Annotated in this window: 24 protein-coding genes and 3 tRNA genes; 12 read left to right on the forward strand and 15 right to left on the reverse strand. The window is 64.2% G+C overall.

Annotation, left to right across the window (positions count from 1 at the left end; translation table 11 throughout):
- Positions 1 to 21: 21 nt before the first annotated feature.
- The 9 genes from OVY29_RS03940 to OVY29_RS03980 form a co-directional block, all read right to left on the reverse strand.
- Positions 22 to 360, reverse strand: a complete 339-nt coding sequence (locus OVY29_RS03940) for a hypothetical protein (RefSeq protein ID WP_313910989.1) — start codon at positions 358 to 360, stop codon at positions 22 to 24.
- Complete coding sequence (locus tag OVY29_RS03945; RefSeq protein ID WP_313910990.1) at positions 357 to 713, reverse strand: hypothetical protein; 357 nt, start codon at positions 711 to 713, stop codon at positions 357 to 359. Before OVY29_RS03945 ends, OVY29_RS03940 begins: the two co-directional genes overlap by 4 nt.
- Before the next feature lie 78 nt (positions 714 to 791).
- Positions 792 to 1,361: an aminoacyl-tRNA hydrolase gene (gene pth / locus OVY29_RS03950; protein ID WP_313910991.1), complete on the reverse strand. Its 570-nt coding sequence runs from the start codon at positions 1,359 to 1,361 to the stop codon at positions 792 to 794.
- Positions 1,362 to 1,430: 69 nt separating this feature from the next.
- Complete coding sequence (locus tag OVY29_RS03955; RefSeq protein WP_313910992.1) at positions 1,431 to 2,084, reverse strand: 50S ribosomal protein L25/general stress protein Ctc; 654 nt, start codon at positions 2,082 to 2,084, stop codon at positions 1,431 to 1,433.
- A 109-nt stretch (positions 2,085 to 2,193) separates the two neighbouring features.
- The gene (locus OVY29_RS03960; RefSeq protein ID WP_313910993.1) at positions 2,194 to 3,024 is read right to left on the reverse strand and encodes a TraB/GumN family protein; all 831 of its coding nucleotides are present in this window, start codon (positions 3,022 to 3,024) and stop codon (positions 2,194 to 2,196) included.
- Between the two features lie 65 nt (positions 3,025 to 3,089).
- Positions 3,090 to 4,037: a TraB/GumN family protein gene (locus OVY29_RS03965; protein WP_313910994.1), complete on the reverse strand. Its 948-nt coding sequence runs from the start codon at positions 4,035 to 4,037 to the stop codon at positions 3,090 to 3,092.
- A gap of 78 nt (positions 4,038 to 4,115) precedes the next feature.
- Entirely contained in the window at positions 4,116 to 4,748 is a 633-nt protein-coding gene (locus OVY29_RS03970; protein ID WP_313910995.1) for a hypothetical protein, read from the reverse strand.
- Positions 4,738 to 4,953 carry a helix-turn-helix transcriptional regulator gene (locus OVY29_RS03975; protein ID WP_037557040.1) on the reverse strand — a complete coding sequence of 72 codons (216 nt, stop codon included), beginning with the start codon at positions 4,951 to 4,953 and terminating at the stop codon, positions 4,738 to 4,740. Before OVY29_RS03975 ends, OVY29_RS03970 begins: the two co-directional genes overlap by 11 nt.
- A gap of 234 nt (positions 4,954 to 5,187) precedes the next feature.
- Entirely contained in the window at positions 5,188 to 5,520 is a 333-nt protein-coding gene (locus OVY29_RS03980) for a UrcA family protein (RefSeq protein WP_313910996.1), read from the reverse strand.
- Positions 5,521 to 5,796: 276 nt separating this feature from the next.
- Between OVY29_RS03980 and OVY29_RS03985 the strand changes: the two genes are divergently transcribed.
- From OVY29_RS03985 to OVY29_RS04010, 6 genes are all read left to right on the forward strand, one after another.
- The gene (locus tag OVY29_RS03985) at positions 5,797 to 6,678 is read left to right on the forward strand and encodes a glycine--tRNA ligase subunit alpha (protein WP_313912040.1); all 882 of its coding nucleotides are present in this window, start codon (positions 5,797 to 5,799) and stop codon (positions 6,676 to 6,678) included.
- Positions 6,679 to 6,808: 130 nt separating this feature from the next.
- Positions 6,809 to 8,896 (forward strand): glycine--tRNA ligase subunit beta, encoded by a 2,088-nt coding sequence (gene glyS, locus OVY29_RS03990; protein WP_313910997.1) that lies wholly within the window; start codon positions 6,809 to 6,811, stop codon positions 8,894 to 8,896.
- Between the two features lie 27 nt (positions 8,897 to 8,923).
- Positions 8,924 to 9,385 (forward strand): hypothetical protein, encoded by a 462-nt coding sequence (locus OVY29_RS03995; RefSeq protein ID WP_313910998.1) that lies wholly within the window; start codon positions 8,924 to 8,926, stop codon positions 9,383 to 9,385.
- Positions 9,386 to 9,472: 87 nt separating this feature from the next.
- Entirely contained in the window at positions 9,473 to 12,133 is a 2,661-nt protein-coding gene (gene ppdK, locus OVY29_RS04000; protein WP_313912041.1) for a pyruvate, phosphate dikinase, read from the forward strand.
- Positions 12,134 to 12,375: 242 nt separating this feature from the next.
- Positions 12,376 to 12,452: transfer RNA gene (locus tag OVY29_RS04005), tRNA-Arg, on the forward strand.
- A 229-nt stretch (positions 12,453 to 12,681) separates the two neighbouring features.
- The gene (locus OVY29_RS04010) at positions 12,682 to 13,479 is read left to right on the forward strand and encodes a Crp/Fnr family transcriptional regulator (RefSeq protein WP_052182420.1); all 798 of its coding nucleotides are present in this window, start codon (positions 12,682 to 12,684) and stop codon (positions 13,477 to 13,479) included.
- A gap of 236 nt (positions 13,480 to 13,715) precedes the next feature.
- On the opposite strand, the gene OVY29_RS04015 is transcribed toward OVY29_RS04010, so the two are convergent.
- Positions 13,716 to 13,806: transfer RNA gene (locus tag OVY29_RS04015), tRNA-Ser, on the reverse strand.
- Between the two features lie 130 nt (positions 13,807 to 13,936).
- On the opposite strand from OVY29_RS04015, the gene OVY29_RS04020 reads away from it, so the two are divergent.
- Positions 13,937 to 14,941 carry a peptidylprolyl isomerase gene (locus tag OVY29_RS04020; RefSeq protein WP_037557036.1) on the forward strand — a complete coding sequence of 335 codons (1,005 nt, stop codon included), beginning with the start codon at positions 13,937 to 13,939 and terminating at the stop codon, positions 14,939 to 14,941.
- Complete coding sequence (locus OVY29_RS04025) at positions 14,899 to 15,261, forward strand: DUF1905 domain-containing protein (RefSeq protein ID WP_313910999.1); 363 nt, start codon at positions 14,899 to 14,901, stop codon at positions 15,259 to 15,261. The genes OVY29_RS04020 and OVY29_RS04025 overlap by 43 nt, the downstream gene beginning before the upstream one ends.
- Here the strand turns inward: OVY29_RS04025 and OVY29_RS04030 are convergent.
- Positions 15,251 to 15,379 (reverse strand): hypothetical protein, encoded by a 129-nt coding sequence (locus OVY29_RS04030; RefSeq protein WP_313912086.1) that lies wholly within the window; start codon positions 15,377 to 15,379, stop codon positions 15,251 to 15,253. The two genes, OVY29_RS04025 and OVY29_RS04030, sit on opposite strands and share 11 nt — an antisense overlap.
- Positions 15,380 to 15,497: 118 nt before the next feature.
- Here OVY29_RS04030 and OVY29_RS04035 point away from each other — a divergent pair.
- Positions 15,498 to 15,572, forward strand: a tRNA-Thr gene (locus tag OVY29_RS04035).
- Between the two features lie 28 nt (positions 15,573 to 15,600).
- Here OVY29_RS04035 and OVY29_RS04040 read toward each other — a convergent pair.
- Positions 15,601 to 16,479 (reverse strand): LysR substrate-binding domain-containing protein, encoded by an 879-nt coding sequence (locus OVY29_RS04040; RefSeq protein WP_037557034.1) that lies wholly within the window; start codon positions 16,477 to 16,479, stop codon positions 15,601 to 15,603.
- A 141-nt stretch (positions 16,480 to 16,620) separates the two neighbouring features.
- Between OVY29_RS04040 and OVY29_RS04045 the strand changes: the two genes are divergently transcribed.
- A complete protein-coding gene (locus OVY29_RS04045) occupies positions 16,621 to 18,942 on the forward strand; it encodes a CDC48 family AAA ATPase (RefSeq protein ID WP_037557033.1) in 2,322 nt (773 codons plus the stop codon).
- On the opposite strand, the gene OVY29_RS04050 is transcribed toward OVY29_RS04045, so the two are convergent.
- On the reverse strand, positions 18,939 to 20,252 hold the full coding sequence (locus tag OVY29_RS04050) for an MFS transporter (RefSeq protein ID WP_037557032.1): 1,314 nt from the start codon (positions 20,250 to 20,252) through the stop codon (positions 18,939 to 18,941). The two genes, OVY29_RS04045 and OVY29_RS04050, sit on opposite strands and share 4 nt — an antisense overlap.
- A 147-nt stretch (positions 20,253 to 20,399) precedes the next feature.
- Between OVY29_RS04050 and OVY29_RS04055 the strand changes: the two genes are divergently transcribed.
- A complete protein-coding gene (locus OVY29_RS04055; protein ID WP_152567677.1) occupies positions 20,400 to 21,038 on the forward strand; it encodes a class I SAM-dependent methyltransferase in 639 nt (212 codons plus the stop codon).
- 12 nt (positions 21,039 to 21,050) lie between these two features.
- Here OVY29_RS04055 and OVY29_RS04060 read toward each other — a convergent pair whose 3' ends face one another.
- Positions 21,051 to 22,298, reverse strand: a complete 1,248-nt coding sequence (locus OVY29_RS04060; protein ID WP_313911000.1) for a phosphatidylserine/phosphatidylglycerophosphate/cardiolipin synthase family protein — start codon at positions 22,296 to 22,298, stop codon at positions 21,051 to 21,053.
- Positions 22,299 to 22,376: 78 nt separating this feature from the next.
- Here OVY29_RS04060 and rpoZ point away from each other — a divergent pair, with 78 nt between their 5' ends.
- Positions 22,377 to 22,721 carry a DNA-directed RNA polymerase subunit omega gene (gene rpoZ, locus OVY29_RS04065; protein ID WP_037557031.1) on the forward strand — a complete coding sequence of 115 codons (345 nt, stop codon included), beginning with the start codon at positions 22,377 to 22,379 and terminating at the stop codon, positions 22,719 to 22,721.
- 53 nt (positions 22,722 to 22,774) lie between these two features.
- Here the strand turns inward: rpoZ and OVY29_RS04070 are convergent, their stop codons facing one another.
- Positions 22,775 to 23,380, reverse strand: a complete 606-nt coding sequence (locus OVY29_RS04070; protein WP_037557030.1) for a DUF3800 domain-containing protein — start codon at positions 23,378 to 23,380, stop codon at positions 22,775 to 22,777.
- Positions 23,381 to 23,387 lie beyond the last annotated feature (7 nt).

Below are 23,387 nucleotides of genomic sequence, written 5' to 3' on the forward strand. Positions count from 1 at the left end.
GACACCTTGGATGATGGCAGTTCAAGCATCGCAGCGGTCGATGTCGATGGCCAGATAATCGAAATTTCGCGGCAGTTCGATGCGGACGACGGCTCCGTCGCGAACGAGGTCTGCGATTACGGGAGTTTTGCACAATCCGGCCGTCATCATCCGCGCCAGCTCGCTATCGGACAGGCCGCCCGTCCTTATAGCTTTGTGACGGATGATCAGCCGGTTGCCTTCAGCACGTACGGACTCGACCGTGCCGACTTTTACCTCGTCCATATTTTCGGCAGTGCGCGCGGCCCGGTCTTCCGGGCTGCTGCAGGCGGCCAGCGACCCGGCGACGCTCAACGCCATGACCGATCGAGCGAGGATCATGCACAATCCTCTATCTTTACGCTCCTTTGTTCGCCAGCACCGGTGAGCTCGATCCTGATATCGACTTCCTTGTCGATCACGCCACGGAATCCGGGGTCATTACAGATTGTCGCCCGCAGTTCCCGATCGAATTCGGGCAATTCGAACTCGCTGGCGTGTATGCCCGTAAAGGCCAGGGTCACCGTCTCTCCATCGGCCTTCGCCGAGGCCATGGTAACGCCCGCGCCCAAATCCTTGGGCGTGATGGCATTGACGCCGGCCGCGAGAATTTCGGCACGCGCGGCGGCTTCGCTTTTTGGCGGTGTGCAGCCGATCAGCGAACCGGCCATCGCCAGAAGGAAATATAAACGCATGATGCCCCCAACTATTCCGCAGTGCCGGAGGTATGGAGGGCAGCGATTGATATTGTATAAATGTTGGTCGGCGCGCCGCTATTGCTGCAAGCGCAGCGCCAAATCGCTCTGAAACCGCACTTCGTCGCCGTTGGCGAGCCATTTCGCTTCGGCGGCGATCGCGCCGAGCAGGTCAATCAGCGGCTCCATCTCGCTCTTGTGATAATTGCCGAGGACGTGGCCGGTCACGCGGTCCTTGTGCCCCGGATGGCCGATGCCGATGCGCACGCGGCGAAAATCCTCGCCGATGTGGCTGATCATGCTGCGGATGCCATTGTGACCCGCCGCGCCGCCGCCCTGCTTCACCTTGACCTTCATCGGGGCGAGGTCGAGTTCGTCGTAAAAGGCGGTGACGTCCTGCGGCGTCAATTTGTAGAAATCCATTGCGGCGCGCACGCTGCGACCGCTTTCGTTCATGAAGGTGCCGGGTTTGAGCAGCAGAATGCGCTGCGATCCGATGCGGCCTTCCTGGATCCACCCCTGGAATTTCTTGGCGGGTGCCGGAAAGTCGTAAAAGTCGGCGATGACGTCGGCGGCCATGAAGCCGACATTGTGACGGTGCATCGCATATTTGGGCCCCGGATTGCCGAGACCGACCCAGAGCTGCATGGTCCTGCCTTTCCCGGGTCCTGTCGTTGGCAGCCCCTTTCCGCGCGGAAAGGGGCCGTCCGAACGATATTAGGCTTTGTCGCCTTCGGCGGCGGGCGCTTCGCCTTCGGCAGCTTCGCCTTCGTCCTTCGTCGTGTCGCCGTCGCTCGACTTGAGCGCCGACGGGGCGACGATGGTGGCGATGGTGAAGTCGCGGTCGGTGATCGCGCTTTCGACGCCCTTCGGCAGGGCGACGTTGCTGATGTGGATCGAATCGCCGACGTCGAAACCGGTGACGTCGATCGCGATCTCGTCGGGGATCTTGTCCGCGTCGCAGACGAGTTCCAGCTCGTGACGAACGATGTTCAGCACGCCGCCGCGCTTCAGGCCCGGCGAGGCTTCCTCGTTCTGGAACGAGACCGGCACGGCGACCTGGACGGTGGCGTCCTTGGCGATGCGCAGGAAGTCGGCGTGGATCGGGCGATCCTTGACCGGGTGGAACGCGACGTCCTTCGGCAGCGTGCGGATCTGCTTGCCGCCGACGTCGATCATCACGACCGAGTTCATGAAGTGACCCGTCATCAGCTGCTTCATCAGCAGCTTTTCTTCGACGTGGATCATCAGGGGTTCTTCCTTGCCGCCATAGACGACGGCGGGGACACGACCTTCACGACGCAGTTCACGCGAGGCTCCCTTGCCTCCGCGTTCGCGCGTCTCGGCCGTCAGCGTCAGCTGATCGCTCATCATATTTCTCCGAGATTCGGTTACACAGTTCCGCCACGCCTCCAGGGATGACCATGACGGAAGCCGCGGCGCTTAGCGGGGAAGCGGCGGAATTGCAAGCGCGACGCGCTTATTGCACCCGCGTTACCTTGAACCCGTCGGCCGCGACCATCGCCGGCACGCCGTCGGCGCCGACCAGATGCCCCGCGCCCACTGCCACCAGTACGGTCCCCCGCTGCGACATCCGCCGTTTGATCCACGCGCTCCAGCGGCGGTTGCGGTCGGTGATGATCGCCTTGCGCGCGGCGGGCACGCTGTCGATATCCTGATTGATCACCTTTTCGAGCGCCGCGACGTCGCCGCGGCCCCATGCCGCGGTCAGTGCGCCGACCTCCTTCACCGCATCGCTCGCCTCCTCGGCGGCTCGCGTGAGCAGGATGCGCTGAGTTCGCGGATCGAGCGTTTCGAACAGCATCAGCTGCTCGCGCGCGGTCTCGAAACCGCCGATCGGCTTGCCTGCGGCCTTGAACTTCTCCGTGAGGCCCGTTTCGACGCCGTCGGCCGATGACAGGCCCGCATTTTGCGCGACGCGCTGACCCATCAGGACCATCACGGCCCAATCATCAAGCCCGTCCTCGCCGAAGCTGCGGCCGCTCGCTTCGAGCGCGCGAAAGCCGGTCAGCGCCTTGCCCGAGAGGCGCGCTTCGATCGCGAGCGGGGCATCGCGCGGCGCGAGTTTCCGGAACATCTCGCCCGCGGCCGCAAGTTCGGCAGGCGACAACTCCATCATCAACTCGTCGGCCGCCGCGGTCGCGGTCGCCACCCGGCCTTCGTCCCAGTCGGTGCCGCGCGGCAGCGCGTGCATTGTGCCGAGAATATAGATGTTCGTATCGGCGTCGGCGACCAGCCACATCGCCGGCCGTGCCTCGGGCCCCGTCTCGGCGGCCCCGCAGGCGGTCAACAGCAATGGCGAAAGGGCGGCCGCGATGCGACCACCCCATCGTCCGGATCGAGACGCCGGTCGCCTCAATATTCGACCCGTTTCAACGTCACGCCGCGTTCCTTCAGATAATCCTGCACGCTGTGCTCGCCCGCAAGATGCCCGGCGCCGACCGCGACGAACACGGTTCCCGGCTGATCCATCCGCGCCTTGAGCTGGTCGGCCCAGCGCGCGTTACGATCCCAGAGCAAGGTCTTCGCAAGTTCGGGCGTCGCCGCCAGGCTCTCGTTCATCGCGGTGGCAAGGCCGTCGGGGTCGCCCTTGGCCCACAACAGCACCATCTTGTCGAGCTGCGGCCCCAGCTTGTCGAGATCCTTCACCACCGCGTTGAGGAAGGCGACCTGCAGCGTTTCGGGCAGCGTATCGAAGAAGCCGAGCTGTTCGGGAAGCGTTTCGAGCCCCGCGACCGGCTTGCCCGCGGCCTTTGCAAAACCGGTCAGCAGCTTTTCGGCGCCCTGCTCGGGATCGTAGCCGAGCTTGGTGAGCGGCAGCACCGAGAGGGTAATCGCTGGAAACCAGGGTTCGAACATGTCGAACTGCGCGGGGGACAAGCCGAGGCTTGTCATCGCAGCCTGATAGGCCTTGAGCTCATCGGGATCGAGCCGCGACGACAGCTTCTTGCCGCTCTGGTCGATCGCCAGCGGCATCATCACCTTGGCCGTCTCGGCCTGATCCTCGGGCAGAACGATCTCGAGCATCAGCTGGTCGGATTTGTCGAACGCGGTCTTCACCGCTTCGTCGAACCAGCCGAGCCCGGGCTTCAGCACATGGACGGTGCCGAAGAGATAGATCGTCGTATCGTCGTCCTTCACCACCCATAGCGCGGGGTCGGCATCGGTCGTGGCCGGCGCTGGTGCGCTTGTCGCCGCAGCGGGTTCGGCGGCGGAGGCGAAATTGCCGCCGGGGATCAGCGCGCATTGCGCAAAGGGGATGAACGCGCAGGTGGCGGCAAGCGTCTTGAACCATTTTTTCACGGGAAAGCCTCTCTTCGTGGCGTCTTGTGGCCGGTGGCGGGGGAAAAGGGGAGCAAAAAAAGGGGAAGGCCGTTTCGGTCAGCGGAATTTCAGCCACAGCCAGACAATGGCGTTCACAATCAGCGAAAATGCGAACAGCGTCATAATATCGACCGGCGGCGCCAGCGCGGCGCGATGCAGCACCCACCAGGCCGGGGCCGGAAAGATGAAGGCATACCAACCGGCAACGCAGGCCCACAGCCATGCGCGTTCTTCATGATCGTCGATCGAGCGATGGTAAAGGACCATGCCGATTGCCAATCCGGCAATCCACAGCAGCGATGCGCCGACTGCGAAACCGGGGCTGAGCGAACCGCTGGCGAGCGTTTCGCTCAGCCCGCGCCCGGTCGGCTGGTCGGCGACGAGCCAGCCGCCGACGATGCCGCCGATCGCTGAGCAAAAGCCGAGCGTAAGCCAATAGCGCTGCTTGCGGGGCGAAAGACCTTGCCAAGTCGATCGATAACGGCGCGCATAGATGGCAAGCGCGAAGATTGCGAAGGCGACCGCGGCAAGCGGGCCGACCCAGGCGGGAAGGGGCGTGCCGCCGCTATCGAGCGCGGCTTGATTGTGGCCCGCGAAGCCGCCGAGCAGCCCGGCGGCGATCAGTGCGATGACGATCGGCCAGGCGATCAGCGCCGCGAGGCTGCGCGGCTTCGTGTCGTCACGCGACATTGTCGCCTCCCATATATCCATCATCGAAAATCTCCTCGATCGGCATTTCGAACAGCCGCGCCAATTTGAAGGCGAGCGGGAGCGAGGGATCGTATTTCCCCGTTTCGATCGCATTCACCGCCTGCCTTGAGACATCGAGCCGGTCGGCGAGTTCCGCCTGACTCCAGTTCCGCATCGCGCGCAGCACTTTCAGCTTGTTGTTCATCGGCGCCTCGCCAGCATTTCCGTCCGAAAGACCATGGCCTTCCAATAAACATCAATATGTCGCGATAGGGGAATTATTTGCTCGTCCTCTCGAACGGTGGTGGGCAAACACCGGATCGGACATTCGCTCCGGCGACAAGAGACTGGAGCGCCGTCGCATGGAGGGCGCTCCAGCCCAAGTCGCCAGCCGTCACCGGGGAGGCACGGCGCGAGCGAAACCGTCCGGATCCCGTTGTCACCGGGTGGTGTTGTCGATCATCAGCAGCGCAAGCTGTGTTCCGTTCCGCGCCTGCGCGATCGCGCGTGCGACTTGCAGTCCAGCTTTCTCGATCGCGCTCGATGCGCATGCCGACTGGCGAGCCCGCTCGGCAGTGCCGCGAAGGCCTGAGCGGCAAACGCTTCGCGCGGCGATCTTGATGCGGGTGTCGAGGCGCTTGCGATCGGCGGTGCGGGTCAGGTCCAGGTCATCGATGCGGACTTCGACAGTGGCATTTTCACTCTCAGCGGCCATAGCGGGCGTTGCAACGGCGGCGAGCGAGAGAGCGAGGGTCAGCATGCGGGTCATCATATCCATTTTCCTTGAATCGAGCGGTCGTGGTTAACTTGACCTGTCTTTATGTCAGGTGTTCATGACTATATGTCGCGATTCGCTGACCATGTCAACAACACCTTACAAAAAGTTCTGGAGACCTGACTGAATCGGATATTTTCGCGCTGTGGCGAACGGCGGGAAGCCTTGACCGTGCGCCGTCGCTGGGCCAATGCGGCGGCGATTTTTTGCACCTGCGAAGGGATTGCGGCTGTGGCCGACGGGGCGGACAAGACACCACTCAGTTTTCAGGACATGATCCTGACGCTGCACAATTACTGGAGCGCGCGCGGCTGCGCGATTTTGCAGCCCTATGACATGCGCGTGGGGGCGGGGACCTTTCACCCCGCGACGACGCTGCGCAGCCTCGGCCCCGAGCCGTGGAACGTCGCCTATGTCCAGCCGAGCCGCCGCCCGACCGACGGCCGCTATGGCGAGAACCCGAACCGGCTGCAGCATTATTACCAGTATCAGGTGATATTGAAGCCGTCGCCCGCGGACCTGCAGGAACAATATCTGGGGAGCCTCGCCGCGATCGGCATCGATCCGCTGCTCCACGACATCCGTTTCGTCGAGGACGACTGGGAATCGCCCACGCTCGGCGCGTGGGGTCTCGGCTGGGAAGTATGGTGTGACGGGATGGAAGTCACCCAGTTCACTTACTTCCAGCAAATGGGCGGCTTCGACTGCAAGCCCGTCGCGGGCGAGCTGACCTACGGCCTCGAACGCCTCGCCATGTATATCCAGAATGTCGACAATGTGTACGACCTGCGCTTTTCGGACGCGGTGGGGGATGTCGCGGCGGTGAGCTATGGCGACGTCTTCCTCGAGAATGAACGCCAGTTCTCGAAATGGAATTTCGAGGTTGCCGACACCGATACGCTCTTCTCGGGGTTCAAGGCGGCCGAGGAAGAGTGCAAGCGCGCGATCGCGGCGAACGTCCCGCTCGCAGCCTATGACCAGGCGATCGAAGCGAGCCATTTGTTCAACCTGCTCCAGGCGCGCGGCGTGATCAGCGTGCAGGAACGCGCGAACTATATGGCGCGCGTCCGCGACCTCGCAAAGGGCAGCTGCAAAGCGTGGATCGACAGCCAGTCCGAACGCTGGACCGCAAAATATCCGGGGTGGACGCTGTGATGAATTCTACCGCCACCTCTCCTTCCGTTCGTGTCGAGCGTAGTCGAGACACCCTTCGCAATGACGCCGTCCTTCGGGGCATCTCGACTTCGCTCGATGCGAACGGGGTTTGGGGTTCGGAGGATTTGCTGTGACCGACTTTCTTCTCGAACTGCGCAGCGAGGAAATCCCGGCGCGGATGCAGGCCGGCGCGCGCGCCGAGCTGGAAAAACTGTTCCGACAGGAACTGATCCGGCGAGCGTTTGAAGTCCCCAAGGACGGTTTAACAGTCTGGTCGACGCCTCGACGTCTCACGCTGATTGCCCGAGGGCTTCCGGACCAGACAGATTCCGCCACTGTCGAAGTCAAAGGGCCTAAAGCCGACGCCCCCGCACAAGCGTTGGAAGGCTTTTTGCGTAAGCATAACACGACGCGCGACCAGTTAACCGAACGGAATGGCATTCTGTTTCTGGACAAAGTCGAGCCCGGCTTAGCGATGACAGAGGTTCTGGCCGAGGCGATCCCCGCGATCGTTCGCGGCTTTTCGTGGCCTAAGTCGATGCGCTGGGGCAAGGAAAGCGCAAGCAGCGAGAGCCTCCGCTGGGTGCGCCCGCTGTCGGGCATCGTCGCAATCTTCGGCGAGGAGCTGGTGCCGTGCGAGATCGGCGGCATCGCCAGCGGTTTCGCGACGCGCGGCCATCGTTTCCACTGCCCGGGTGAGATCACGATCGGTTCGGCGGCGGACTATGCCGAAAAGCTGCGCGCCTGCCACGTCATCGTCGACCATGAAGAACGCCAGTCGATCATCCGCGACGGCGCCGCCAAGGCCGCGGCCGACGTCGGGCTGACGCTCGTCGAGGACGAGGGGCTGGTGATCGAGAATGCCGGGCTCACCGAATGGCCGGTGCCGCTGCTCGGCCGGTTCGACGAAGCGTTCCTCGAAGTGCCGCCCGAGGTCATCCAGCTCACCGCGCGCGTGAACCAGAAATATTTCGTCGTGAACGGCGCTGATGGGAAGCTGGCGAACGGCTTCGTCTGCACCGCGAACATCGACGCGGTCGATGGCGGCGCGGAGATCGTCGCGGGGAACCGCAAGGTGCTGGCGGCGCGGCTGTCGGATGCGCGCTTCTTCTGGGAACAGGACCAGAAGAAAACGCTCGCGCAGCACGCCGAGAAGCTCGCGAACATCACCTTCCATGAGAAGCTCGGCACCGTCGCCGACAAGGTCGAGCGCGTCGCGAAGCTTGCTGAATGGCTGGCGAGCGAAGGCATCGTCCCGAACTGCGACCCCGCGCTCGCGCGGCAGGCGGCCGAGCTGGCAAAGGCCGACCTCGTCACCGAAATGGTGGGCGAGTTCCCTGAACTGCAGGGCCTGATGGGCGGCTATTACGCCCGCGCCGAAGGCTTGCCCGATGCGGTCGCCGATGCGATCCGCGACCATTACAAGCCGGTCGGGCAGGGCGATGACGTGCCGACGGCGCCGGTGACGGTGGCTGTGGCGTTGGCGGACAAGCTGGATACGCTTTTTGGCTTCTTCCGCGAGGATATGTTCCCGACCGGATCGAAGGACCCGTTTGCGCTTAGGCGTGCGGGCATTTCTTCTTTGCGTCTAATTTTGCAAAACGGGCTGAAGCTATCGACCGACGCCGCGGCGACGCAGTGGCTTGGTCAAGTCGATCCGACTGCGCCGTTGAGTGAAACGCAAATTGCTGAACGCAAAATTCTGACAACGATCCCGGACTTTTTGACCGAGCGCTTGGCGGTTCAGTTGCGTGAAACCGGTGTGTCGGCGGATGTGGTGCAGGCTTCGCGCGAATGGAACAGTCGAGATGACACTCGGCTTGATCGCACGGAAGCTCGCGCTCGGGACTTGCAAGCATTCTTGGCGACCGAGGATGGCACCAATCTGCTTGCGGGCTACAAGCGCGCCGCGAATATCCTGAAGCAGGCGGGCGAGGTGAGCGGTACGGCCGCCGCGACGCCGCCGACCGAGGCCGACGGCGCGTTGCTTGCCGCGCTCGACGCCGCCGAGCCTGCAGCTTCCGCTGCCGTTGCCGAAGAGCGTTTCACCGACGCCATGGCCGCGCTCGCGTCGCTGCGCGCGCCGATCGACGCCTTTTTCGACGGTGTGATGGTCAACGACCCCAACGAGGCGGTTCGCGCCTATCGCCTCGGCCTGCTGTCGCGCTTCACCGGCGCGGTGCACGGCGTCGCCGATTTCTCGAAGATCGAGGGATAGACGCGGCAGCGCGCGGGAAGGGGTGCCATGAACGAAACGCATCTCGTCTGGATCTTTGCGGTCGGCTTTCCGCTGTTCTTTGTCGCGATGTGGCTGCTCGTCACGCGCATCCTGTCGTTCGTGGGGTGGTCGAAATATCTCCCCGTCTTTGTATGGGATCGCCCGATCCCCGCCGATGCGCGGCGCTTTGCTTGGGCGACGATGGTCATCGGCCGTTTTCCGGGCGGGGTCAGCTACAAGAATGCGATGAACGTCTGGCTCGACGCGCGCGGTATTTATCTTCGCCCGCCGCTCTTCTTTCGCCTGTTCCACCCGCCGCTGCACATCGGCTGGGATCAGATCGCCTCGATCGAGCCGCGCAAGACGCTGTGGATCAAGGCCTGGTCGCTCGCCTTTCGCCGCGACGTGCCGATCCTGACCTTTGGCGGCGGCGCGGGGCAGGCGATTTTCGAACATTGGCAGGCGCGTCATGGAGGCAGGCCAGCCTGACACCGCTAAAGCAAAACTGAGTCGACCCGGTCGCGGTTCGACCCTATTTCCCCGCCCACCTCCTCCCAGGGGCAGCAGGAGCATATGATGACGAAGATGGTGCATTTGTTCGGCGGCGCGGCCACGACGGCCGAGCGTTCGAAGGAATTGCTGGGCGGCAAGGGTTCCAACCTCGCCGAAATGGCCTCGATCGGCCTCCCGGTGCCCCCGGGCTTTACGATCACTACCGACGTCTGCACCGCTTATTATGCCAATGGCGAGCAATTCCCGGCCGGGCTGGTCGAGGATGTCGCGGCGGGCATCGCGCATATAGAGGGCATCACCGGCAAGCGCTTCGGCGACGCCGCGGATCCCTTGCTCGTCTCGGTCCGGTCGGGCGCGCGCGTTTCGATGCCTGGCATGATGGACACCGTCCTCAACCTCGGGCTCAACGATCGCACCGTCGTCGGCCTGTCGGAAGCCTCGGGTGATCCGCGCTTCGCGTGGGACAGCTATCGCCGCTTCGTCCAGATGTACGCCGACGTAGTCATGGGGCTCGACCATGCCGAGTTCGAGGAAGCGCTGGAGATCGCGAAGGAAGACAAGGGTTTCTACCTCGACACCGAGATGTCGGCCGAGGACTGGCAGGCGCTGGTCAAGGAATATCAGGCGATCGTCGAGCGCGAAACCGGCGCGCCGTTCCCGCAGGAACCGAACGACCAGCTGTGGGGCGCGGTTGGCGCGGTGTTCGCGAGCTGGGAAAGCGACCGCGCGAAAGTCTATCGCCGCCTGAACTCGATCCCCGGCGAATGGGGCACCGCGGTCAATGTGCAGGCGATGGTGTTCGGCAATATGGGCGACACCTCGGCAACGGGCGTCGCTTTCACGCGCGACCCTGCGACCGGCGAGCGCGCCTGGTACGGCGAATGGCTCATCAATGCCCAAGGTGAAGACGTCGTCGCGGGCATCCGCACGCCGCAATATCTCACCAAGATCGCTCGTGAGAAGGCGGGCGCCAAGCCGCTGTCGATGGAAGAGGCGATGCCCGAGACCTTCGGGGAACTCGGCCGCGTCTTCGACACGCTCGAGACGCATTATCGCGACATGCAGGACATCGAGTTCACGGTCGAGCGCGGAACGCTGTGGATGCTGCAGACGCGCTCGGGCAAGCGCACTGCCAAGGCGGCGCTGCGCATCGCGGTCGAAATGGCGGCCGAAGGGCTGATTTCTGAAGAGGAAGCGGTGCAGCGCGTCGATCCCGGCGCGCTCGACCAGCTGCTCCACCCGACGCTCGACCCGAAAGCGCCGCGTGACGTGTTGACGAAGGGGCTCCCCGCGAGCCCCGGCGCGGCATCGGGCATGATCATGTTCGACGCCGATAGCGCAGAGAAGGCGGCCGGAATGGGCGAGGCGGTGATCCTCGTTCGTGTTGAGACGAGCCCCGAGGACATCCACGGCATGCACGCCGCCAAGGGTATTCTCACCGCGCGCGGCGGGATGACCAGCCACGCGGCGGTGGTCGCGCGCGGCATGGGCCGCCCCTGCGTTTCGGGCGCCGGCGGGCTGTCGATCGACAGCGCGGCGCGGGTGCTGCGGGTCGGCGGGCGTGAATTGCGCGAAGGCGACATCCTGACGCTCGACGGATCGACCGGCGAGGTGATGGCGGGTGAGGTTCCGACGCTGCTTCCCGAACTGGTGGGCGATTTCGGCACGCTGATGGGCTGGGCCGACAAGGTGCGCCGGATGAAGGTGCGCACCAATGCCGAGACCCCGGCGGACGCACAGGTGGCGCGCGACTTTGGCGCCGAAGGCATCGGGCTCTGCCGCACCGAACATATGTTCTTCGACGCCGCGCGCATTACCGCGGTGCGCGAGATGATCCTTGCCGACAGCGAGGACGGCCGCCGCGCCGCGCTTGCGAAGCTGCTCCCCGAACAGCGCGGCGACTTTGCCGCGATCTTCGGCGTGATGGCGGGCTTGCCGGTGACGATCCGCCTGCTCGATCCGCCGCTCCACGAATTCCTGCCGACGCGCGAAGAGGATTTCGCCGACGTCGCTGCCGCCGCGGGGGTAGGGATCGAGGCGCTGAAGGCGCGCGCGAACGAGCTGCACGAATTCAACCCGATGCTCGGCCATCGCGGCTGCCGTCTCGGCGTGACCTATCCCGAAATCTACGAGATGCAGGCGCGCGCGATCTTCGAGGCTGCTTGCGACGTCGCCGCCGAAACCGGCGCGGCGCCGATCCCCGAGGTGATGATCCCGCTGGTGGCGACGCGCCGCGAATTCGACCTGATGAAGGCGGTCGTGGATAGCCAGGCGAAGGCTGTGTTCGCCGAAAAAGGTCGCGAGATCGCCTATCTCGTCGGCACGATGATCGAACTGCCGCGCGCCGCGCTGATGGCGGGCGAGATCGCCGAGAGCGCCGAATTCTTCAGCTTCGGCACCAACGACCTGACGCAGACGACGATCGGCATCAGCCGCGACGATGCGGGGCGCTTCCTGACGCAATATGTCGACAAGGGCATTTTCGTCACAGATCCCTTCGTCAGCCTCGACGTCGAGGGCGTCGGCCAGCTCATCGAGCTCGCCGCCGAACGCGGCCGCAGCACGCGCGCGGGCATCAAGCTCGGCATTTGCGGCGAGCATGGCGGCGACGCGCCGAGCATCCATTTCTGCGAAAAGACCGGCCTCGACTATGTCAGCGCCTCGCCCTACCGCGTGCCGATCGCGCGCCTGGCGGCGGCGCAGGCGGCGCTGAAGGCGAAATAGCACGCTTGCCGGCGGTGGGTGATTGCGGCCGGGGGAGGACTTCTCCCGGCCACGGCACCAACGCGCCGGCGAAAGCTGCGGTTTCGAATCATTGTCGCGCGCGCCGGCCGCTGCTGGTGGAAGGGCCGCGCGGAAATCGGCGCGCAGGATGTACTCCGCGACCAATAATCCGTCCGAGCGGTCATAAAGCTGAAATAGGGGGTTGCGCCCCCGGGCACTGGCCCTTAAAGGCGCCTCTCCACGCACCCGTAGCTCAGCTGGATAGAGCATCAGACTACGAATCTGAGGGTCGGGCGTTCGAATCGCTCCGGGTGCGCCATTCCCTCCCTCCGGCCGGTCGCTGGACAGGTATCGGGAATTTTCTCCCAAGATTGACGCATTCTTGAAGCCGCCTCTCGCAGCGGATTCTGCGCTGCTCGCGCCTGTAAGCCGACGTGGGTCAAGGGGGCCTGCCGGCGCCTATTCATCAGTGTTGCAGCAACTTAACATGGGTGAATGTCCGCGCGGCGCGTAACGCGCATCTGGTCTCTCGAATCCAAGGGGGACGCATGGGGCTGGCTGAAATCGTGAACGCGCTGCTGACCCCGCGGGAGCGGTTGGTCTGGGAAGCCAGCCTGGCGCGCAACGCGCGTGAATATATGAAAGGCGCCGACCTCGCCCGCGAAGGCGAAAAGCCCGTGGCGCTCCGGATTGTCCTGGCGGGCTGGGCGCAGAAATATAAACAGATGCCCGACGGTCGGCGGCAAATCCTGGGGCTGGTCCTGCCGGGCGAACTTTGCGACCTCGATCTCTTCACCGTCGCGCGCACCGATCATTCGATCGCCGCGGTGCGCCGCCTGTCGGTCGCGGAGATCGGCCGGGCGGACGCGCAGCGCCTTTTCGAACAATGTCCGAATCTGGCGCCGGCGCTGTGCTGGGCCGCGATCGTCGGCGCGGCGGTCCAGCGCGAATGGACGATCAACATTGGACAGCGAAACGCGCTCGAGCGCGTGGCCCAGCTTCTTTGCGAAATCTATGTGCGACAGCACGACATCCCGTCTGCTGGCGGCGGGGCCTGCGACTTTCTGCTCACCCAGGGACAGATGGCGGAAGCGATGGGGCTGACGCAGGTGCATGTCAACCGTATCGTCCAGCAACTCCGCCTCCGCTGCGCGGTGGAGGTTCGCAATATGCGGCTGGAAATTCCGGATTTCCAGCAGTTGGCGGCTTTGGCCTCGTTCAACGCCACCTATCTTCATCTGGGGGAAGCGGCGACATTGGTCGAACGCGTGAAGATGTTATTCCTGTCGGACCTTGACAGGCCGGACCGGCCGAACGGCGACGGCGCGATTTCGCCGACTGTCTGACGGAGACCGACTCTCCGCGTCAGCGAACGATCGGCGGGGGGGTCGAGATGCAAGAAGGGCCCTGCGTTGCGGCAGGGCCCTTCAGTCCTCTTGTATATGGCTACGCAAGAGGATGCTCATCAACCGTCCCGGGTCGCAGGTCGGTATCCGTGAAGCGATCATTAGCCTAGATGCGGCCCTTCTCTTGCAACATAGATTATAGCCGACGCGAAAAGGCAGCAGTGAGAAGAATGGGGTGGCGGAGCGGGAGGGATTCGAACCCTCGATACGCTTTTGACGTATACTCACTTTCCAGGCGAGCGCCTTCGACCACTCGGCCACCGCTCCGCACGCACCCCGGTCGTTTCGTGCGACGCACGAAGCGTGAATCGGGTGCTCAACCAATTCGCACTGGAAGGGGCGCCCTAATCGCTTGGCAGGGCTTTCGCAAGCCGGTTGGGCGTGGCAGACATCGATCATGAAACATCTGCTTCTGACAGCCGCTGCTGCCGCGTCGCTCATCCTTCCTGTGGCCGCTTCGGAGCCGTCGGCCATCCCGTCGCCGGGAGAAATTGCCGAGGCCGCACCCACTGCCGACTGGATCGCCATCGCTCCATCCGACCTCTTGGTGATGGATCTCGCGCCCGATGCGAAGGGCAAGCCGCGGCGCGTCGTCATCCAGTTGATGCCCGCGCCGTTCAGCCAGGGCTGGATCGGCAATATCCGCAAGCTCGCCGCGGCGCATTGGTGGGACGGGACGAGCATCAACCGCGTGCAGGACAATTATGTCGTGCAATGGGGCGACGCGACCGAGAAGAAGGTGCTGCCGGAGGGGTTGGCGGCGGTGCCGGAGAGAGAATATCAGGTTCGCGATACGGCCAAAGTCATGTCGATCATCGAGACGATACATGGCAACAAGGAGCGGCTCAAGGCGCTGGTCAAAGAGCAGCGAAGGTCCGACCCTCCCGTAATTTACGCGCCGGACATGCGGACAAAGGTCGATCCCTATGCGGACTTCCAAGGTTTTGCTGATGGATGGCCGGTAGCGGGAAGTACGGGCTTGTGGCCCATCCATTGCTACGGCGCCGTCGGCGTCGGTCGAAACATGTCACCGGACACCGGCAGCGGCGCCGAACTTTATGCTGTTATAGGACATGCGCCGCGCCATCTTGATCGCAACATCGCGGTCGTCGGCCGCGTCATCAGCGGCATCGAGCATCTGTCGAGCCTGCCGCGCGGGACGGAGGCGCTCGGCTTCTATAAAGCCGAGGCCGAGCGCACGCTCATTGCGTCGATCCGCATCGCGAGCGAATTACCTGCCGTCGAACAACCCAAATTCGAATATCTATCGACCGAAAGCGACAGCTTCGCGCGCTATGCCGATGCGCGCGCCAACCGGCGCGATCCCTTCTTCATTCGCCCCGCGGGCGGCGCCGATATTTGCAATATCCCGGTTCCCGTTCGTCCGGTCGCGGCGAAATAGGGTCGGTGGAGGCTTTTACCGTCAAGACGCCGCTCTGGCGCTGGCAATCCGCGACCGCGCCTGCCGCATGGTTTTTCGTGACAATAGCGGGCGAGGCGGCTGACGGCATTCGCCTTGCTGCAATATCGGGTCAATGGCTCAATGGACGCAAGGGGTTCGGCTCGGCGCGCGTCGACGCGAGAATCGGCGACACCCGATGGAAAACGTCGGTGTTCCCGCACAAGGAAAGCGGCGGCTGGTTGCTGCCGGTCAAGGCGATGGTCCGCAAGGCGGAAGGTCTTGCGGAGGGCGATCAAGTGACCGTGACGGTCAGTCTTTAGGCGGGGTTTCGGCCTTCGCGTCGCGCGCCTGCGCCTTGCGTTTGCGCAGATTGGCGCGCAACGCTTCGGCGAGGCGGCGTTCGCGTTCTAGATCGGCGGGGGAGGGCGTTTTGCTCACGAGCGTGGCCATGCCCGCGAAATCGCCGCATCGTCAAGCCTCGCATCTTGACAGGCGAGGGACGCCCCGCCATAGGCCGCGCCTGCCCAGCGAACATGCGTTGGCGGGCAGTCCGGTTGCTGCTGTAGCTCAGTGGTAGAGCGCGTCATTGGTAATGACGAGGTCGACAGTTCAATCCTGTCCAGCAGCACCATTTCCCCGCATTCGAGACGATCGGCGCGTCAGATCCTGGCGGCGAGCAGCCAGTCGTGGAACAGCTTGACCGCCGGCTGACGCAGCGCGCGCGGGCGGCACACGAACCAATAGCTGTAGGGACTGTCGACGTCGAAGTCGAACAGGCGGACGAGGCGCGGGTCGTGCGCATCGTCGAAGTGGTGGCCGTGCATGAAGGCGACGCCGATGCCCTGCGCGGCCGCCTCCAGCATCAGCGGACCCGAATCGAAATAGTCGGTCCCGGCGGGCTCAAGATAGGGCATGCCGATCGCTTTCTTCCATTCGAGGAAGGTCTCGGGCATTTCCCTGTGGAGCAGGACGGTCATCCGCTGCATCTGTTCGGGCACCGTTATCGGGCGGTCGCCGTCGGCCAGCGTTCGCGACGCGATCGGGAACACCTTGTCTTGATCGAGACGCGCCGCGTAAAGCATCGGGTCAATTGAGCGGGCGAGCGCGATGGCCGCGTCGATGCCTTCGCCGAGGCGCGCTTCGCCGTGCGACATGGTGTCGATATCGATGTGCAGTTCGGGATGCTGGCGCCTGAGTTCGGGAAGGCGCGGGAACAGCCTTTGCTGCGCGAACAGCGGCAGGACGTTGAGATGGAGGCGGAGCGATGCGTCGGGGCTGCCGGCCTGGCCGATCACCGCGCGCAGTTCATCGACAAGTGGCGACAATTGCTCGTGCAGGGCGCGCCCGGTCTCGGTGAGGCTGAGTCCGTGGTGATGGCGGTTGAACAGTGGGCGCCCCACGGCATGTTCGAGCGTCTGGATGCGGCGCGACAGCGCGGGCATCGACAGACCAAGTTCGAGCGCCGCCGCCTTGACAGTGCCGTGGCGGGCCACCTCGAGAAAGGCTTCCATGCTGCTGAGGGGAGGAAGGCGTGGCATATCGGCTGGCGATGATGGCATGGGCCCGCCCGACATGCCAGAATTTTGTGCAGTGCGTCATAGATCGACGGCGAAGCGGGGTCGCAAATCGGGAACGACAACCTATGTTTCGCATTCTGACCTTATTGAGGGAGACGCGCATTGGCCGAAGCGGCAGTGAAAGAAAAACAGGTGAAACTGCAGGTGGCGAATTCGCGCGCCGAGGAAAGCGGCGGTGGCATCGCCCGCATTCCGCGCTCTGCGATGGCTGAACTTGGCGTTACCGAAGGCGATATCATCGAGATCAGCGGCAAGCGGCAGACGGCCTCGCGCGTTGTGGCACCCTATGCGGAAGACGAGGGGCTGGAGGTTATCCGCCTCGATGGCTTGCAGCGCGCCAACGCTGGCGCGGGCGCGGGCGACATGGTGGTCCTGACCCGCGTCGAGGCCCGCCCCGCGACCCGCGTGGTGTTCGCACCGGCACAGGAAAATCTTCGGCTTCAGGGTTCGGCGAACGCACTGAAGCGCAGCTTTTTTGGCCGTCCGGTCGTCGCAGGCGATACGGTCGCGACTGCGGGACAGCAGCGGCTGCCGTCGGGTGATATGCCGCCGCAGCTTCGCCAAATGCTCAACGCGCCAGCCTATGCGCTCGCCGAAGTGCGCCTGCTCGTTGTGTCGGCGAGCCCCAAGGGCGTTGTTTTCGTCGACGAGAATACCGAAATCGAATTGCTCCCCGAATATCAGGAGCCGCAGGACGCCCGCCGCACTGATGTCACCTACGACGACCTCGGCGGGCTGGGCGAAACGATCGACCAGTTACGCGAGATGGTCGAACTGCCGCTGCGTTATCCTGAACTTTTCCGGCGTCTTGGCGTCGATCCGCCGCGCGGCGTGCTCCTCCACGGCCCGCCGGGAACGGGCAAGACGCGGCTCGCACGCGCCGTTGCCAATGAGAGCGAAGCGCAATTCTTCCTGATCAACGGGCCCGAGATCATGGGCAGCGCCTATGGCGAGTCCGAAAAGCGGTTGCGCGATATTTTCGAGCAGGCGGCGAAGTCGGCTCCTTCGATCCTGTTCATCGACGAGATCGATTCGATCGCGCCGAAGCGCGGGCAGGTGCAGGGCGAGGCCGAAAAGCGGCTGGTGGCGCAGTTGCTGACGCTGATGGACGGGCTCGAACCGCGGACGAATCTGGTCGTCATTGCCGCCACCAATCGCCCCGACGCGATCGACGAGGCGCTGCGCCGTCCCGGTCGTTTTGACCGCGAGATCGTGATCGGCGTTCCCGACGAGAAGGGGCGCCGCGAGATATTGGGTATCCACACGCGCGGCATGCCGCTCGCCGACAATGTCGATCTGGACGAGCTGTCGCGAACGACCTTCGGTTTCGTTGGCGCCGATATGGCGGCGCTGACACGCGAAGCAGCGATCGAAGCCGTTCGCCGGATCATGCCCAAGCTCAATCTCGAGGAAGGGACGATCCCCCCCGAGGTGCTCGAGGAATTGCGCGTGACGCGCGAGGACTTCAACAATGCGCTGAAACGCGTCCAGCCGTCGGCGATGCGCGAAGTGATGGTGCAGGCACCCAAGACGCGCTGGAGCGACATCGGGGGCCTCGACGCGGCGCGGGACAAGCTGATCGAAGGGATCGAGCTGCCGCTGAAGAATCCCGAGGCGTTCCGGCGACTGGGCATCCGTCCGGCGAAGGGCTTTCTGCTCTATGGCCCGCCCGGAACCGGCAAGACCCTACTCGCCAAGGCCGCGGCGCGCGAATCGGACGCGAACTTCATCTCGATCAAATCGTCGGACCTCTTGTCGAAATGGTATGGCGAGAGCGAGCAGCAGATCGCGCGCCTGTTTCAGCGTGCGCGAGCCGTCGCACCGACGATCATTTTTATCGATGAGCTCGATAGCCTGGTTCCCGCGCGGGGCAGCGGAACATCGGGCGAACCGCAGGTGACCGAACGCGTCGTCAACACGATCCTCGCTGAGATGGATGGGATCGAGGAGATGCAATCGGTCGTCGTCATCGGCGCGACGAACCGCCCGAACCTGATCGACCCCGCGCTGCTGCGCCCGGGGCGGCTTGACGAACTCATCTACGTCTCGGTGCCGAATGGCGAGGGGCGCAAGCGCATCCTCGAAATCCAGACGGCGAAGATGCCGCTCGCGGACGACGTCGATCTAGGCGTCCTCGCCGAAAAATCCGATCGCTTCACCGGCGCCGACCTGGAGGATCTGACCCGGCGTGCGGGTCTTGCGGCGCTCAAGCGCTCAATGGGCAGCGATACGGTGATGATGGAGGACTTCGAGGCCGCGCTCAAGGACACCCGCGCTTCGGTGACCGAAGCGATGGAGCGGGACTATGAAAAGATCCAGGGCGAGATCAAGCAGGCCGCAATGAGCATCGACCCGATCGGCTTCTTCGCACCCGGCATGCTCAAGCCCGTCCGCGAGCGGAAGCATGAGGAACCGAAAGACTAGGACGCTTGGGGCTGGTTCTGTCTCAGCGCCGACCAGCCCCACAGGATCAGCCAGCCGCAGAAGCCTGCCATCAGGCCATATGCGACCATGGGATGCCAGTTGTAGAGCAGCACGCCGATGGCGGGCGATACGATATAGGCCGAGCCGTTGATGGACGCGGTCATGCCGGCGACCGCTCCTTGATCGCGCCGCGGAACCGAGAGCGAGGCGCCGGCGGTGAAGCCGGGCCGGAACAGGCCGAAACCGAGCGAGGCGAGGGCAAAACCGATGATGATGCCGTGGAAGTCATAAGACAGCCCGGTCATCACGGTCCCGAGCCCGCCGAGCGCCGATCCGCACAGCACCGCAGTCCGCGGCGACATTTTTAGCAAGGGAATCAACCCCCATTGCGAAAGCAATGTCGCGAATGCGCCCGCCATCAGCACGATCCCTGTCATCGCAGCACCCTCGTCGGGGCTTAGGCGGAGGTGCAGGCGGTCGAGGATCAGGAAGCCGATTACCCCGAGCATCATCGCCTGCGCCTGCCCGCCGAAGAAGCCCGCGAGCAGCCACGGGCGCACGCGCTTGTCCGCCCAGCGGAGTGTCTCCGGTGTGATGTCGGTTCGGTCGAGGTCCTGCTCTTCGTCTTCGTCGGCGGCGGTCTGCGGAGATCCCGCGGTCGTGGGATAAGAGGCGATCGCCCCGCGCGCCGCAAAGCGCGGGACATCGTTGGGCAGACGCCAGCGTAGCGCGATGAGCACGGCCAAGCCGATCAGCGCGAAGACCAGGAGCGGGCCGGCGAGGCCGACAATGGGAAGGATGAAGAAGGGAGCGATCGCCGGGCCGATGACGGTGCCTAATCCGAAGGATGAGGATACGAGCGACAGCGCCTGCGTACGCTGTTCGGGGTCGGTGCGTGCGGCGACGTAGGCCTGCACCGCGGGGGGCGCAGCCGAGCCGAACCCGCCGTAGAGGCTGCGGAACAGCGCAAAGAGGATGAAGGTCATGCCCGCTGCCAACCAGCCTTCGAGCCCCGACCAGAGCACGAAGCCACACAGCGCCATCGACGAAAGGAAGCCGATGACGCCCAGCGCCATCAGCGCCTTGCGTCCACGTTTGTCCGATTGGCGCGCCCAGTGCGGTGCGGTGAGCACCCAGAGCAGCGCCGACCAGCTGAACGCGAGGCTGACCCACACGTCGGGAATGTGCAGCTTGGCGCCGATGGCGGGCAGGATCGACTGCATCGCGGTATTGCCCGCTGCTGCGACGAGCATGACGGCAAACAGCACCGCCATGCGGTCCGAGGGGATGGAATGCGATGTCGTCGCCATGTCCGCCCCCTCTTTGTTGCCTTCGGTAACGTGGCTTCTCCCTACACGCGAGCGTCCCGCTGTCCAGAGTCAAGACAGACTCTTTCCTTGCGCGACCGTCACGATTTTGCCACGCATTTGATCAACCGCAACAACGCGAAAGCCATCATGACCAATCCGCGGGCGCAGGCCCAACAAACGAAAGTCCCGCTGGCCCGCCGGCTGCGCGTGGGCCTCAAACGCTTTTTCGGGCCGTGGGGCATGTTCGTGCGCGGCTTCATCAAGCACCCGGTCATGGTGGGATCGATCGTGCCGTCGTCGCCGACGCTGATCCGCCATATGCTGAAGCCCGTCGACTGGAAGAATACCAAGCTGTTCGTCGAATATGGTCCGGGCGTGGGTACATTCTGCCGTCCGGTCCTCGAACGGATGACGGGCGACGCGACGCTGATCGCGATCGATACCAACGAGGACTTCATCGATTATCTTCGGGGGGATATCCGCGACAGCCGCTTTATCGCGGTTCATGGCTCAGCGGCGGACGTCGAGGAAATTATCCGCGCGCATGGCTTCGAAAAGGCCGATTATGTCCTCTCCGGTCTGCCATTCTCGACGCTGCCCGCCGGCGTCGGCCCCGCCATCGCAGCGGCGACGCACCGCGTATTACGTCCGGGCGGCGCTTTCCTCGTCTATCAATTCCGCGCCCGCGCGCGTGATTTCCTCGCGGCGCACTTCAACCGCATCGACAATGCGTTCGAATGGGTCAATGTCCCGCCCTGCTTCCTCTTCTGGGGCTGGAAGGACTGAACGTCCAAGGGACTAAACTTCCGGGTCAGGATCGCCGAGCCCGAAGTTGAGTTTTCGCGACACCGTATAATCGACGACGCCGACGACGAACCAGGCGAGCGTCCAGCGCAGCCGCGTCAGCCAGCTGCCGCGCGCCTTGTGCGATTGCGACGTGATGATCTCGCAGTCGGGCCGCAGCGCCGCGAGGAAGTTGCGCATCCTTTCGGCGAAGCCCGCGTCGGCGATCCGCACCATCACTTCGACGTTCACGAACAGGCTGCGCACGTCGAAATTGGCCGATCCGATATAAACGACATCGTCGATGACGATCAGCTTCATGTGCAGCCGGCACGGCCGATATTCCCAGACCTCGCCGGTCTTGCGCAGCAGATAGCCATAGAGCAGCCGCGACGCGCCGATCGTTGCCGGATTGTCCGACTTGCCCGCCATCACGAACCGCGCGCGGCCGCGCCGCGCGACGCGGCCGAGCCGGCGCAGCATTCCCTGGCCCGGCGAGAAATAGGCCATCGCCATATCGAGCTGCCGCGCATCATCAAGGTCGGCGCGAACCGCGCGCGCCCAGGGAGAGAGACGCTGCGTCGGGCCCCCGACGAGCCACGAGACAGCCTCGCCATCGACCGGCCATTCGCGGATCAGCCGTCGCAGGGTCAGCACCTTGCCGTCGTCGTTGACGGTGTAATCGTGGATCTCGGCGAACCATCGCGCAGCTTGTATGACCGTCGGGCCCTTCACGATCATGCCAATGTCGAACCAGCAGTCGCTGCGGGGCGGGCTCAGATAATCGTCGGCAATGTTAAACCCGCCGGTAACCGCAATATAGTCGTCGATCAGGATCAGCTTTTGATGATTGCGGATCAGATAGGTCGACCGCCAGCGGCGCGAGAAGAAGGTAACACTGCCGCCCGCTTCGCGGAGTGAAGCGAACAGGCTGTCGGGTGTGTCTCCCGAACCGAAACTGTCGATCACCGCACGGACGCGGACGCCGCGTTTCGCGGCGACGAGCATGGCATCGAGAATGCGCCGACCCGCCGCGTCGCCCTTAAAGATATACATGATGAGGTCGATGCTGTGCGCCGCCCCGTTGATCAGATCGAGCAGCCGTGTCAGCCGGTCGCCGCCGTCGAAGAGCAGTTCGATCCGGTGGCCCGCGACATCCGCCGTCAAGCTCTGGTGCAGATCGGCGGGGGAGCAGGCGTCGGTCATCAACCGCTCATAGGCTTGTGGCCGTAACGGCTGCAAGAGCGCCGCTTTGGTTGACATCGGCGGGCCTCCCTGCTAGCGCGCAGCGCTTGCCGCCATGCCCCAAAAGGCTGGCCTCTCCGATATTAAGGAAACAACATGGCCCGCGTTACCGTCGAGGATTGCGTCGACAAGATTTCCAACCGCTTCGACCTGGTTCTGCTTTCGGCGCACCGCGCGCGCGAAATCTCGGGCGGTTCGGAACTGACCGTCGACCGCGACCGCGACAAGAATCCCGTCGTCGCGCTGCGCGAGATCGCCGAACAGACGATTCGTCCCAAGGATCTGCAGGAAACGCTCGTCGGTTCGATGCAGAAGGTCGTCGTTGACGATGACGACACGCCCGATGAAATCAGCTCGATCAGCCGCTCGGCCGAAGCGCTGCGTCTGACCGCGGCGGCGCCGCCGCGCAGTCCTGCCGGCGGTGGCGGCGACTTCGAATAAGCGCTGCTGACAATTGATTACCAACGGGGCCGCAGGAAACTGCGGCCCTTTTGTCAATCAACGTGCGTCAGTTCGGCGATCCGGATCGCCTTCGAGGCAAGCATCGGCTCCAGAATGCGCTGGATGCGGTGCGCGCGCGGCGAGCCGACCGCGATGTTGAACAGGCTGTTGGCGATCACATCGGCAATCTGGACCCCGTCGCTGCGGCGGCTGTCTGCGAGCGAGGCGCGCCCCCACTGACCGAGCCCGGCCTGAATCTCCTCGCGGACATGCGACAGGATTTTGGGATCGTAGCGCCCGTCGTCGATCACGACGTCGGTGCAGACGCCTCCCGTTTCCGGAAGCCAGTGGCCGACCGCGCTGTTGAGCAACGCGCCGTAGAGCGCGAGATCACTCGGCAGGGTGCCGCCCGGATTCTGCGCCAGCTTCTTGCGCTCGGCGACCGCGACCCACGCCCTGCCGCCGGCGCGGTCGAACAGTTCGAGCAGGTAGGCGCGTTCGACGAGGCTGATGCGGCTGCCCTTGAGTTCGCCGCGAAGCCCGGTGACGCCGCGGAAGCGATCGTGGATTTCGGTCGCTGTCTGGGGTGTGAGCATCACTGCCGAGAAGGTCATCGCGCCGGCGTTGAGCCCGCCCGATTCGTCGCAATAGATCGTCATTCCGAGG

The organism is Sphingopyxis sp. SE2 (genome assembly GCF_032227185.1).
In the GTDB taxonomy this organism is placed as follows: domain Bacteria; phylum Pseudomonadota; class Alphaproteobacteria; order Sphingomonadales; family Sphingomonadaceae; genus Sphingopyxis.